Source organism: uncultured Roseobacter sp. (genome assembly GCF_947496515.1).
Taxonomy (GTDB): domain Bacteria; phylum Pseudomonadota; class Alphaproteobacteria; order Rhodobacterales; family Rhodobacteraceae; genus Roseobacter.
On sequence record NZ_CANMDB010000006.1, the window covers coordinates 122844 to 135641 of the forward strand.

Consider the following 12798-nt stretch of genomic DNA (forward strand, 5'->3'; position numbering starts at 1 on the left):
CCTCTGCGGCAACAGGCGGAGGACGCGATGGCGCAGGCAGCATTCGAAGAACTGGTGGAGGATTTCGAGTTTCTCGATGACTGGGAAGACCGCTACCGGATGGTCATCGAAGAGGGCAAGGCGATGGACCCGCTTGATCCCGCGCTCAAGGTGCCTGCAACCAAGGTCGACGGCTGTGCCAGCCAGGTCTGGTTGCATGCGGTTACAGAGGACGGGCAGCTGACCTTCGACGGGGAGAGCGATGCGATGATAGTCAACGGTCTGATCGCCGTGCTGCGCAAGCTCTATAACGGTTTGCCCCTTGCAGAAGTCCGCGCGGTGGATGCCGCGGCGGAGATGGGGCGTCTGGGCCTCAACGATCATTTGTCGGCACAACGCTCCAACGGGCTTCGGGCGATGATCGACCGGATCCGGTCTGTTTCCCAAGGGTGAGCTGGGCGCGCGAATGGCTTTGCAAAGCCATTCTCCCCAGCGGTCAGAGCGCGCTCAGATGGCGGGCAAGATCGCCGTAGCCGGTCAGGCGGCGCTCGAATGTCAGGCCCAGCCGCTCGGCGCAGTCGCGTGCCTTTTCCGTCAGGGCCGGATCATCGGTCTGAGCCTGATAGATCAGCTTGTCGTAGTTGCCGAAGTACATGTCCCGCAGTTCCGGATGCCGGTCGAGCCCCATGGGACGGGTCACGAAAGCATCGAACTGGCGCACCAGAAAATCCGTGAGGTAAAATGCGGTCATTTCCTCTTCGGCCAGTTCGGCAAAGCGATCGTTGCCTTCGAAAAAGGCATAGCAATGCGGGCCGGGGATCATATCGACCCCCAGCTCCTCGCAGGCGGCGGCCAGCAGACCGCCGGTGCCGCAATCGGCATAGACCACAAAGATGTCGTCATAGGCGGTCCGGTGCTTTGCCACGGCCTCTCGGACCCCTACGGTGATCTTGTCGGGTGTCAGATGGTACTTGGCGGGCAGGCAGGTCAGATCCAGATGATCCCAGCCATTGAGTCTCTTGAGATCCAGGATCTCGCGGGCCAATGCACCGCAGGCCACCAGCAGAATCCTGCCCGTCGCGCGCGGTGCAAGGCCCTCATCGGTCAGCCGGGCGTCACTGGGCAGCATCGAGCCGCACCGCCGTGCCATAGGCCACGATCTCCGACGCGCCGCCCATGATCTGCGACGTCTCGAAGCGCACCGCCACCACCGCATCTGCGCCGAGCGCCTCGGCCTGCGCGATCATCCGGTCGAGCGCCTGCTCGCGCGCGCCTGCCATCAGGGAGGAATAGCCCCTTACCTCACCGCCCACGAGGTTCTTGAGACCAGCAACGATATCGGTGCCGATATGTTTGGCCCGAACGGTGGAGCCGCGTACCAGACCGAGGGTTTCGGTGATCTCCGCGCCGGCGATCCGGGAGGTGGTGGCCACGCGCATGTTCAATGTTCTATCCGGTCGTAGTGGTCATCCTCGGCGCTGCGCAGCCTTTCTGCGATGACCCGGTAGGCGATGTAGCCAACCAATCCCGCGGGTATGAACGCGAGCCCTGCAAAAGGCACCTGCAGCGTTGCCAGCAGGATTGCCGCGAGCCAGAGGGTGACGCCCGCCGCTACCAGCACGCAGACCAGAATGAGAACGAGTTTTTCAAGTGGCATCGGCTTTCCTTTCACAAAGAACATAAGGACGCCCGGTGCGGCGTGCCAGAGGTTCGTGCCGGACTTGCCCGCTCAGGCGCTCATCTGGTTGTGCTTGCGCGCGATGAATTCCTTGGCCGTCTCCACTGCAACGGCGGCATCGCGGCAATAGGCATCGGCACCGATGGCGCGACCGAACTCCTCGTTCAGCGGTGCGCCGCCCACCAGCACGATGTAGTCGTCGCGCACGCCCTGCTCGACCATCGTGTCGATCACCACCTTCATGTAAGGCATCGTGGTCGTCAGCAGCGCTGACATGCCGAGGATGTCGGGCGCTTCCGTTTCCAGTGCGGCCATGTATTTCTCGACCGCGTTGTTGATGCCAAGATCGATCACCTCGAAACCCGCACCTTCCATCATCATGCCGACGAGGTTCTTGCCGATGTCATGGATGTCGCCCTTGACGGTGCCGATCACCATCTTGCCCATGCGCGGTGCACCGGTTTCGATCAGCAACGGCTTTAGGATCGCCATGCCGCCCTTCATCGCGTTGGCTGCCAGCAGCACCTCGGGGACAAAAAGGATTCCGTCGCGGAAATCATGGCCCACGATGGTCATACCGCCGACCAGCGCCTTGGTCAGAATGTCATAGGGCTGCCAGCCGCGCTCCAGCAGGATGTTGACGGCCTCCTCGATCTCTTCCTTGAGGCCATCGTAAAGATCGTCGAACATCTGCTGGACGAGTTCCTCATCGTCCAGTTCCGCCAGGATGAGTTCTTCTTCGTCCGACATGGGCTTTCCTTTGCGGCGCGGCGCACGCTTGGCGCCGGGGTCTTCGTTCTTTTCTTGTGACAGAACGCAACGAGCCGACTGTCCGGATTGCGACATCAAGACAACGCTGTGCGACCCGCTAGGGTAAAAAATAGGGTCGGGGAGGGGCCGCACACAAGGGCGCGAATGCGATCAAATCGCGAAAACTTCTCATAAAGATCATTCGGTCAGGCGGTGGTTATTCTGCCGCCTGTACCAGGTTGAGCGTCCGTTCGGGTTGCTTCGGCGCCGCTTTGCGCTTGCTTTTCCCAGCGTAGAGCAGCGCGAACATCGGCGGGGTGAAATAGAAGGAGACGACCGTCGACAGCAGGACGCCCCCCGCGACGGACATGGCAAAAGGCGGCCAGAACCCGCCGCCCGCAAGGATGAGCGGCAGGAAGCCACCAAAGGTCGTGACGGTCGTGCTGAGGATATGGCGGCTGGAACCCATGAGCACGCCGACCATCGCATCTGCATCGCCCTGACGGGCGCCCGGATCGTCGCGCAGCCCGGTCATGATGATGATGGCTGCATTGATCGACACACCGATGGAGCCGATGACGCCAATGATGGCATTGATCCCGAAGGGGTATTGGAAGACGGCCAGCGCAAGGATGCTGAGGCCCGCCGACAGCACGCAGACCACAAGAGCGATGGCAGACAGCCGGAAGGAATTGAAGGTCATGACGATGGCGGCGATCGACAGGGTCACGATCAGCCCAAGCGACGCCAGCAGGTTGCCCAGCGTATCGGCACGCGCATCGCTGTCGCCGCCGATCTCCAGCCTGTAACCGGGCGGCAGGGCAAAGCCCTGCGCGTCGAGGGCTGCCTGCACCTGGCTCAGCGCCTCTTCGGGCAGCACGTCGCGCAGGATGAACGCCTGGATCGTATTGACCCGTTCGGCGTTGCGGCGCGTGATGATAGGCTCGCTCGGTTCAAGGGAAATCTCTGCGATAGCCGAGAGCGGCACACCGGGGAAATTGCCTGCCGCGGCGGTCGCGGCAGCGGTTGGCGGCAGCAGGATCATGTCGGAGATGGCGGTCAGGTCGCTGCGCGTGGCCGCGCCGAAGCGCACCCGCACGGGCAGATCTTCGGAGCCTTCGAGCAGCGAGCCGCCAGTGACCCCTTCAAGCCCGGCCTCCAGCTGGCGAGAGACATCCGCAAGGCTCAGGCCCAGCTGTTGGGCCTTGGCCTCGTCCACGTCGATACGCGCTTCGGGCGCGCCCGTGGTGACGGTGCCGCGCGCCAGCGTCACCATGCCCACATCCGCCATGATCCGGCGCATCTCTGCCCCGATCTCACGCAGCTGGTCGAGGTTGGCTCCGACAACGCGCAGCTCCACCGGCGCATCGACGGGCGGGCCCTGCACCAGACCCCGCACGAGGACCTGTGCTTCAGGGGCGGCACGCGCGATCTCGCGTTCAAGCCGGGCGATGAGCGTCTCTGTCGCTTCCGGGGATGTTGTCGTCACCAACCCTTCGGCAAAGCGGGCGGCGTTGTCGCGTCCGCCCGCCATGTTGTAGTAGAACGCCGGTGCCGAACGACCGAGCACCCAGGAGACCTGCCGCGTCTCGGGGGCGGCGCGCAGCAGCGCATCGAGCCTGTCAACGACCGCTTCGGTCTGACCCGAGGCGGCACCGGGGCGCAGATCCACCTCGATATGGAACTGATCACGGTCCACGCCGGGAAAGAACTGTGCTGTGAGCAGCGGCATGGACATGAAACCAAGCAGCGGCAGCACCAGTGACAGGGCGATGGAGCGGACGGGGTTGCGCACGGCCCACCGCAGGCTGGCCGCAAAGGCGCGCGAGAGACCGGGGACCTTGAGCCCCGTCGCCAGCATCCCTGTCTTGCTCGCCGCAGGCATGGCCCAGCCCGCGATCGCCGGGGTCAGCGTCACGGCGACGACGAAGGACCACAGCAGCATGGTCACCACGGCGATGGCGATGGAGCCCACGAAATCGCCCGCAGGTCCCGGCAGCAGGATCATCGGCGTGAAGGAGAGCGCGGTGGTGACGGTGGAGGCAAAGAGCGGCGCTGCCAGCCGCCGCACGGCACCGCGCACCGCCTTGATGCGTGCCTGCCCCCGGGCCACGCGCTGGCCCACCTCATCGGTCATCACGATGCCCGCATCGACCAACAGCCCAAGTGCGACGATCAGCCCGGTGACCGACATCTGGTGGATGGCCAGCCCGATCACGTTCATGGTGGCCAGTGTTGCCAGCGATACCACCGGCAAAATAAGCGCCACAATGAGTGCCGCGCGCAGCCCCATGGTGATCAGCAGCACCCCCACCACAAGGCCCACACCGATGGCCATATTGCCGCCCACTTCCGCTAGCCGGTCGGCGGTATAGCGGCTCTGGTCAAAGATCAGCTCTGCGCTGATGCTGGCGGGCACGTCGCGTTGAAAGCGGTCCAATGCAGTGACGATCCTGTCCATCCAGACATCCACTTGCAGCCCGTCTTCCAGCTTTGCCGCGACCAGCACCGCGGGCAGACCGTTGTGCAGCGCCTGCTCGGCCAAGGGCAGCCGGGGGCCGCGGGTCACCTCCGCGATGTCGGCCAGCCGGGTGATCTGACCGCCTGCGCCCTCTCGCAGGATCACCTCGCGCACCCGGTCCAGCGCCGTGATGTCACCGCTCACATCCAGGATCAGCTCGTTCTGCGCGCTGCGTAGCCGCCCGGCCTGGCCCTTGCTGTCGGCGCGCGCGATGGCGGTGGAGATATCATCGGCGGTCAGCCCAAGCGCCGCGGTTCTCACGGGGTCAAGGGTGACGAGTACTTCCTCCTCCGGCACACCAAAGGTCTCAACCTCTTTCGTGCCTGCGGTGCTGCGTAGGGCATCGGCCAGCTCTTCCGCGTAGCGGCCCATAATGCTGAGCGGCACGCCCTCGTGATCCGCCGACAGGGCGATGATTGCCCCGTAGGTGCCTGCGCCATCCGAGGAGAACTCCGGCGTGGCCACCCCCGCGGGGAACTCGGCCTCCGCATCCACTAGGGCGTCGCGGATCTCCGACCAGATCTGCTCGATCCGGTCATCGGCGAGGGTTTCGGCCAGATCGACCTGCACGATGGACATGCCGGTGGCGGAGGTGGAGTTGATCTCGTCCACCTCCGGGATCTCGCGGATCGCCTCTTCGATCTCGGCGGTGACCAGCGTCTCTACCCGGGCCGGGTCGGCGCCGGGATAGGGGGTTGTGATGGTGGCAAAAAGGTTGGTGATCGTCGGGTCTTCCTGTCGCCCGATGGCCAGAAGCGCGGAGAGCCCCGCCGCGATGATGACGAGCAGGGCAAGTGCGACGATGCGCGGCTGGCGGAACGTCAGGGTTTCCATCAGCGGGCCTCCACCGGGCGCACGGTCTGGCCGATCACGACCCGGTGCGGACCGTCGGTGATGTAGAGCGCGCTATCCTCAAACGTGCCGCGCACGAAAGCGCGCGCACCGTCAGAAAAGAGCACTTCGACCGCCTCCGATCCAACCTCGACTGCCTCTGCCTCTGCCTCGCCATCGGGCACGGTCAGCAATCGCCACAGCCCGCGGGGCGCGTCCTGCAACGCAGAAAGGGGGACCCAGGCGCCGCGCTCCGCAATCCGCTGTTCCAGCACCAGCATGCCGGTCTCGCGCAGCGGCGGCAGTTCGCCCGTCTGGAAATCGAGCAGCAGCGTGCGGGTGCGGGTGGTTGGATCAAGCTCGGGCAGGATGGCGGCAAGGCGCACATCAAAGCTGCGGTCGCCGAACTGCGCGGTATAGACGGTGTCCGCATCGAGAGAGGCGATGATGTCTTGGCTAAGGCCAACGCGGAACTGGGGCGGCCCGGCCTCGACCAGCGATACGATGGCCTGGCTGGGGCTGACGGCGCTGCCGGTATCGACGGCGCGGCTGGCGATGGTCGCCGCAAAGGGCGCGCGCAACTCTGATTTCTCAAGCTGCAGATCGACCGCGACGCGGCTGGCGTCGATTTCGGCGATGCGCGCCTCAAGCTCGGTCAATTGCAGCGCCACGTTGTCCACGGCCTGATTGGACGCGAAGCCACGCTCCTGCAGTTCGGTCTGGCGGGCCGTGGTGCGCCGCGCAAGCTCCGCCTGCGCCTCCAGCGCCCGGCGATTGGCCGTCAGCCGGGTCTTCTCCGCTTCCAGCAGGCGGGTGTCGAGCCGGGCGATCAGAGCCCCTGTGGCAACGCTGCTGCCTTCGTCCACCGCCATCTCGGCGACCGTGCCGCCTGCTTCAAAGGCCATGGTGGTGCGCTGTGCGGCTTCGATCTGACCGGGGAAGCGCCGGGTCACGCTGCGATGGTCCTGCAACTGCAGGCGAGCGATCGCAACCTCCAGCGGCGCCGTGGCGGGTGGCGCCTCGACCGCGGCGGCCCGCTCTCCCAGAATGCCGCGCCCCAGCACCAGCAGACCGATCGCAAGGGCAATCACCAAAAGGGTGAGGACGAGGCGGCCAAGCTGTCCTATGATGGATCTCAGGCGCGATCTTGCGGTATGGGACGATGCGGTCATGTGAGGCTCGCTTGTGAAGTAAGTGATACTTACATATGTAAGAGCCTGTAACTTTATCAAGAAAAAAGGTCAGTGATTTGTCAGGCACCATCGAAATTTCAGCGGATCAGCGGAAAACCTATCACCATGGCGACCTGCGTGAGCGTTTGCTGGAAGTGGTCCGTGATCTGGTGGAAGTCCATGGCCCCGAAGGGTTTTCCGTGGCCGAAGCCGCCCGTCGCGCAGGCGTGAGCACCGCTGCTCCGTACAAGCATTTCAAGGATCGGACCGATTTGCTGAATGCGCTGGTATCCGCCGCGATGGACCGTCTGGCGCAGCGGATGGCGCAGGAATGTGCAGCCCATCCGGAGGGCAGTGTCGAGGCTGTGGCGGGAATCGGTCAGGCCTACATCACCTTCGCCAAGACCGAACCCGGCATCTTTCGGCTGATGTTCGGGCTGACGGAAGGCCACGAGGATGAGGATCTGCTACACGCCAAGGGCCGCCTGTGCCGCAGCATCGTCGAGACCGCCTGCGCCGACTATCTCGGCCGACAGGTGCCCGATCAGGTCGTGAACCTCACGGCCTACATCCTCTGGACCAGCGTGCACGGGCACGCCTTCCTGAGCATCGACCGCAAGAACAAGGAAGAGATCGAGGCGCTGGATGACTGGGATTTTCTGATGACCGTCACCCGCGGCGTGCTGGAGGCCGGGCGCGGCTGAAACCGGGGCCTGTGCTGACGCTCCGGTCCGCGGCGCGTAAGTCTCGTCAGCCTGATGTCAGCCCGCGGTCCGGCGGCGGCGCGATGTGCGGCGAGCCGGGGTCGTCTCATCCCCGGTGCCATCGCTTTGCGATGAAAAGCCGCCCAGCTTGGCCGCGATCTCCTCCAGCGCGGGCGGGTGATCCAGCGTCCGGGTGTCCAGCGCCTCGCGCATATGGCGCAGATGCTCGGGCATGGTGCCGCAGCAGCCACCGATGATCCGCGCACCGCAGGCCCGGGCCATGACCGCGTAATCGGCCATCAACTCCGGCGTGCCGTCGTAGTGAATATGCCCGTCCACATATTTGGGGATACCTGCGTTGCCCTTGGCAATCACCGGACGCTCGGGCCCCTGGGCCGCAAAACCCAGGATCGTGCGCAGCAGGTCCGACGCGCCGGTGCCGCAATTGGCGCCGAAGGCCAGGGGCGCCTGATCGCCCAGATCCACGACCATCTTGACCATATCGGCGCTTGTCAGCCCCATCATGGTGCGCCCGGCGGTATCGAAACTCATGGTGCCTGCCCAGTCGAGCCCCGCGAGCGTAAAGCCTTCTGCCGCGGCGCGGTATTCTTCGTGCGCGCTGATCGTCTCCAGCCAGCCGATGTCAGCACCGCCGGATTTCAACCCGTCGGCTGCCTCGTGAAACATTTCCACCGCGAGGCTGTGGCTGAGGGTGCCCACCGGCTCCATGATCTCGCCCGTCGGGCCGACGGAGCCTGCCACGATCACCTCCCGCCCGACGGTATCGGCGACCTCACGCGCGATCTCGGCCGAGACCCGCGCCAGCTCGTGCACCCGCTTTTCGGCATCGTGCAGCTTCAACCGGGAGGCATTGGCGCCGAAGGAATTGGTCAGGAAGAGATCGCTGCCCGCCTCGACCGCCCCGGTGTAAAGCGCCTTGATCTTGCCGGGCTCTTGCGTGTTCCACAGCTCGGGCGCGTCGCCTGACATCAGCCCCATGTTGAAAAGGTTGGTGCCCGTCGCACCATCGGCCAACAGCACGCCACGCGCGTCCAGAAGACGGATCATCGGATTGGTCATGGCGGGCCTCTCATCGCTGCGATGGCCCGCGCATCTCATGAAGCCGGGGTCAACGCAAATGCATTATCCTCAACTTGGTTATGAGAGTGTTTACAGCGCCGATGCCTGGCGACGCTCAGGTCTCCTGCATCAGCTGGGCCTTGGCCTCGGCCATCTTCTCCAGCATCTTGGTGCGGATCGTGCTCTCGTCCGCCTTGGACCCCAGATCGCCAGCAAGCTTGCGGTAGACATCCTCGTCGCCTGCTTCCTCGAAATCTGCCTTGATCACTTCCTTGGCGTAGTTGGCGGCGTCCTCACCCGATTTGCCCAGCAGCTCCGCGGCCCAGAGGCCCAGCAACTTGTTGCGGCGCGCTTCGGCCTTGAATTGCATCTCCGCGTCATGGGCATATTTGTTTTCAAAGGCGTTTTCGCGATCGTCAAAGGTGGTCATGGTCTGGTCTCCTGCGGCTTCGTAAATCCCGAGTTTGATATGCGGGCTCTGGTCTCCGAGCACAAGGGCGCTGGCTTGCAGCAACGCAGGGCTTGCACTAAGAGAAGCCCATCGGCGCCGTGATCCCCATGGTGCAACGGGGAAAGGACGCCCATGGCCCGGCGCAAGAAAATCTACGAAGGCAAAGCAAAGATCCTCTATGAAGGGCCAGAGCCGGGCACCATCGTGCAGTATTTCAAGGATGATGCCACCGCCTTCAACGCCGAGAAAAAGGCGGTGATCGAAGGCAAGGGCGTGCTGAACAACCGACTGAGTGAATTTTTCATGACAGGGCTTGGCCAGATCGGCGTGCCCAATCATTTCATCAAGCGGCTGAACATGCGCGAGCAACTGGTGCGCACAGTCGAGATCGTGCCGCTGGAGATCATCGTGCGCAACTATGCGGCCGGCACCATGTCCAAACGGTTGGGCATCGACGAGGGCACACAGTTGCCGCGGCCGATCGTGGAATATTGCTACAAGGATGATGCGCTTGGCGATCCGCTGGTGACGGAGGAACATATCGCGGCCTTCGGTTGGGCCAGCCAGCAGGACATGGACGATATCCTCAGCCTCGCGCTGCGGGTCAATGACTTTCTGTCCGGGGTGATGCTGGCGGTGGGCATCCGGCTGGTGGATTTCAAGATCGAGGTGGGCCGTGTCTTTGACGGCGATTTCCAGCGATTGATCGTGGCCGACGAGATCAGCCCGGACAGCTGCCGTCTATGGGACATGGAAACCGGTCAGAAGCTCGACAAAGACGTGTTCCGCCGTGATCTGGGCGATCTCAAGGACGCCTACACCGAAGTCGCGCGCCGTCTCGGCGTCATGCCCAAGACAGCGCCGGTGACGAAACCCACCTTGATCAACTGATCCCGCCGCAGTGCGAAGCGACCAAAAGAGGAAAAGCAGGACATGAAGGCAACGGTGCATATCATGCTCAAGACCGGGGTGCTGGACCCGCAGGGTGAGGCCGTGCGGCACGCGTTGGGTGCGCTCGGGTTTTCGGGGGTCAAGGGCGTGCGTCAGGGCAAGGTGATCGAGCTTGATCTGGACGACGGAGCATCCCAATCGGATGTGGAAGCCATGTGCGAGAAGCTGCTGGCCAACACGGTCATCGAATCCTATTCGGTGGAGATGGGCTGATGCACGCAGCCGTCGTCGTCTTTCCGGGATCCAACTGTGACCGTGACCTTGCCGTGGCGTTCGAGGCCGCGGGCGCTCAGGTCAGTATGGTCTGGCATAAGGATACGGACTTGCCTGCGGGTGTCGATGTGGTGGGGATCCCGGGTGGCTTTTCCTTTGGTGACTACCTGCGCTGCGGGGCGATCGCGGCCAACTCGCCCATTTGTCGCGCCGTGGCCGACCTCGCGCAGGCGGGTGGGTATGTGTTGGGCATCTGTAACGGCTTCCAGGTGCTGACGGAAACGGGTCTGCTGCCGGGTGTGCTGCTGCGCAACGCCGGGCTGAAATATATCTGCAAGACGGTCGGCTTAAAGGTCGAGACCTCGCAATCGGCCTACACGGAAGGCTACAACGCGGGCGATGTCATCGACATTCCCATCGCCCATCACGACGGCAACTATTTCGCCGAGCCCGATACCCTTGCACGGCTGCAGGGCGAGGATCTGGTGGCCTTCTCCTACACGGATAATCCAAACGGCGCCCAGGCCGATATCGCAGGCATCCTGTCGCCGAACCGCCGCGTGCTGGGGATGATGCCGCACCCTGAACGCGCCGCCGATACCGCCCACGGCGGCACCGATGGGCAAGCGCTCTTCCGCGCATTGGCCGGCGCGCTGATCAAAGCGTGACTTGAGCCGCCTGCGTCCTTGCGCCTATCATTGCGCATGAACACGCGCACCGCAGTCGAGACCAGTGCCCGGTCCGTCAACTGGCGGATCAGGGGGGCGTTGGCCATTCTGCTGGCCATCGCGGTGGGCGTTGTCTTTGTCACCAACAAGCTGCTGACAGATCGTTTCACCGAAAGCACCCGCAACCGGGCGGAGCTGCGGCTCGCGCTCTACAGCGGCAATCTGGTCTCAGAGTTGCGCCAGAACGCCATCGTCCCGCAATTGCTGGCGCGCGACGCCGAGCTGATCGGCGCGCTGAATTCGGCGGATTATACGGCCTCGACCCGGCGGCTCATCTCCTTTGTGGAGGAGATCGGGGCGGCCTCGCTCATGCTCTTTGACATGGACGGGCGCACGGTGGCGGCGACGGATCGCAACCGGCTCGGCTCCAGCCACCGCGCGGAGGCGTATTTCGTCGATGCAGTGCGGGCCAATGCCACGATTTTCACCGTGGCCGAGCGTGAGACGGGCGGCTACGGGTTTTTCTACTCGCGCCGCGTGCAGTCGGGGTCCGAAGTGCTGGGGGTGATCGCGGTCGAGGTCGATCTGCAGAAGTTTGGCCGCGCCTGGGCGGGGATTTCGGACGCGGTGATGGTCACCGACAGCACCGGCAATATCATCCTGACCACCGAGCCACGCTGGCGCGGGCGCACCGAGGAAGAGGCGCTGACCCGCCAGACGCCCACCGGCGCCATTCAGCGCGCCATTCAGGCGACCGCCGATTGGACCTCGCTGCCGCCGGACGCTTACCTCGCGGGCAAGGCGGTGATGCGGATGGAGACCCGCATTCCCTTTCGCGGGTGGAAGATGGCGAGCTTTACCACCTACGCCAGTGTGCGCGAGCGGGTGAACGGTGTTTTGGCATTGGAAATCATGGGGTTTGCGATCCTGCTCGCGCTCAGTTTCTACGCCCTGAACCGCCGGACGGCGCTGCGGATGGCGCTCTTTCAGCGGGAATCTGCCGAATTGCGGACCCTGAACGCGGCGCTCCAGCGGGAAATCGCCGAGCGGAAACGGGTGCAGGAGACCCTCGCTGTGGCCGAACAGACGCTCGAGCAGTCGAGCAAACTGGCCGCTCTGGGTGAGATGTCGGCGGCGGTCAGCCACGAGCTCAACCAGCCTCTGGCGGCCATGAAAACCTACCTCGCCGGGGCCCGGCTTTTGCTGCGGCGCAACCGGCAGGAAGAGGCACTGTCCTCCTTTGGCCGTATCGACGATCTGATCGAACGGATGGGGGGGATCACGCGGCAGCTGAAGTCCTACGCGCGGAAGGGACAGGAGGCGTTTTCCCCTGTAGATATGGGCGATGCGCTTGCCTCCAGCCTGTCGATGATGGAGCCGCAGCTGCGTCAGCGCCATGTGCAGATCAGCCGGATCGTGCCCGATCAACCGGTCGAGGTAATGGGCGACCGGTTGCGGATCGAACAGGTCATGGTCAACCTTCTGCGCAACGCCATCGACGCGACCAAGTCCGAGGCGGCCCCCAAGGTTGACATCCTGCTGTCGGCGGGCGAGACGGCAACTCTGACCGTGCGCGACAACGGTCCCGGGATAGAAGATCTCGACCAACTATTTGAACCTTTCTACACCACCAAGCAGCCCGGCGATGGCGTGGGCCTCGGTCTTGCCATATCTTCAGGTATCGTTAACGATCTTGGGGGACGGCTCACGGCTCGCAACGGTCAGGCCGGCGGTGCGGTTTTTGAAATGCAGCTGCCCATCATGGACGGCGAACACAGCAAGCAAGCGGCGGAGTAATCC

The 12798-nt window shown here is 64.0% G+C and carries 14 protein-coding genes; 6 read left to right on the forward strand and 8 right to left on the reverse strand.

The features are described from left to right. The first annotated feature begins 27 nt into the window (after positions 1-27). Positions 28-432: a SufE family protein gene (locus Q1A53_RS12610; protein WP_299967459.1), complete on the forward strand. Its 405-nt coding sequence runs from the start codon at positions 28-30 to the stop codon at positions 430-432. A 43-nt stretch (positions 433-475) separates the two neighbouring features. Here the strand turns inward: Q1A53_RS12610 and Q1A53_RS12615 are convergent, their stop codons facing one another. From Q1A53_RS12615 to Q1A53_RS12640, 6 genes are all read right to left on the reverse strand, one after another. Beyond that, the gene (locus tag Q1A53_RS12615) at positions 476-1108 is read right to left on the reverse strand and encodes a DUF1638 domain-containing protein (RefSeq protein WP_299967109.1); all 633 of its coding nucleotides are present in this window, start codon (positions 1106-1108) and stop codon (positions 476-478) included. Next, on the reverse strand, positions 1095-1418 hold the full coding sequence (locus Q1A53_RS12620; RefSeq protein ID WP_299967112.1) for a YbjQ family protein: 324 nt from the start codon (positions 1416-1418) through the stop codon (positions 1095-1097). The genes Q1A53_RS12615 and Q1A53_RS12620 overlap by 14 nt, the downstream gene beginning before the upstream one ends. A 2-nt stretch (positions 1419-1420) precedes the next feature. Then, entirely contained in the window at positions 1421-1636 is a 216-nt protein-coding gene (locus tag Q1A53_RS12625) for a hypothetical protein (protein WP_299967115.1), read from the reverse strand. Positions 1637-1708: 72 nt separating this feature from the next. Continuing rightward, the gene (locus Q1A53_RS12630) at positions 1709-2407 is read right to left on the reverse strand and encodes a B12-binding domain-containing protein (RefSeq protein WP_299967118.1); all 699 of its coding nucleotides are present in this window, start codon (positions 2405-2407) and stop codon (positions 1709-1711) included. 217 nt (positions 2408-2624) lie between these two features. Further along, on the reverse strand, positions 2625-5762 hold the full coding sequence (locus Q1A53_RS12635; RefSeq protein WP_299967124.1) for an efflux RND transporter permease subunit: 3138 nt from the start codon (positions 5760-5762) through the stop codon (positions 2625-2627). After that, entirely contained in the window at positions 5762-6931 is a 1170-nt protein-coding gene (locus Q1A53_RS12640; protein ID WP_299967127.1) for an efflux RND transporter periplasmic adaptor subunit, read from the reverse strand. The genes Q1A53_RS12635 and Q1A53_RS12640 overlap by 1 nt, the downstream gene beginning before the upstream one ends. 77 nt (positions 6932-7008) lie before the next feature. Here Q1A53_RS12640 and Q1A53_RS12645 point away from each other — a divergent pair, with 77 nt between their 5' ends. Then, entirely contained in the window at positions 7009-7635 is a 627-nt protein-coding gene (locus Q1A53_RS12645; protein WP_299967130.1) for a TetR/AcrR family transcriptional regulator, read from the forward strand. 57 nt (positions 7636-7692) lie between these two features. Here Q1A53_RS12645 and bmt read toward each other — a convergent pair whose 3' ends face one another. Together bmt and Q1A53_RS12655 are read right to left on the reverse strand one after the other, a co-directional pair. Next, complete coding sequence (bmt, locus tag Q1A53_RS12650) at positions 7693-8715, reverse strand: betaine--homocysteine S-methyltransferase (RefSeq protein WP_299967133.1); 1023 nt, start codon at positions 8713-8715, stop codon at positions 7693-7695. A 115-nt stretch (positions 8716-8830) separates the two neighbouring features. After that, on the reverse strand, positions 8831-9145 hold the full coding sequence (locus Q1A53_RS12655; RefSeq protein ID WP_299967136.1) for a DUF1476 domain-containing protein: 315 nt from the start codon (positions 9143-9145) through the stop codon (positions 8831-8833). Between the two features lie 153 nt (positions 9146-9298). On the opposite strand from Q1A53_RS12655, the gene purC reads away from it, so the two are divergent. The 4 genes from purC to Q1A53_RS12675 are packed head-to-tail and all read left to right on the forward strand — an operon-like array spanning position 9299 to position 12795. Further along, the gene (gene purC / locus Q1A53_RS12660) at positions 9299-10057 is read left to right on the forward strand and encodes a phosphoribosylaminoimidazolesuccinocarboxamide synthase (protein WP_299967139.1); all 759 of its coding nucleotides are present in this window, start codon (positions 9299-9301) and stop codon (positions 10055-10057) included. 42 nt (positions 10058-10099) lie between these two features. After that, complete coding sequence (gene purS, locus Q1A53_RS12665; protein ID WP_299967142.1) at positions 10100-10330, forward strand: phosphoribosylformylglycinamidine synthase subunit PurS; 231 nt, start codon at positions 10100-10102, stop codon at positions 10328-10330. Beyond that, complete coding sequence (gene purQ, locus Q1A53_RS12670; RefSeq protein WP_299967145.1) at positions 10330-10998, forward strand: phosphoribosylformylglycinamidine synthase subunit PurQ; 669 nt, start codon at positions 10330-10332, stop codon at positions 10996-10998. The genes purS and purQ overlap by 1 nt, the downstream gene beginning before the upstream one ends. 36 nt (positions 10999-11034) lie before the next feature. Continuing rightward, positions 11035-12795 (forward strand): ATP-binding protein, encoded by a 1761-nt coding sequence (locus tag Q1A53_RS12675; RefSeq protein WP_299967147.1) that lies wholly within the window; start codon positions 11035-11037, stop codon positions 12793-12795. The last annotated feature ends 3 nt before the right edge of the window (positions 12796-12798 follow it).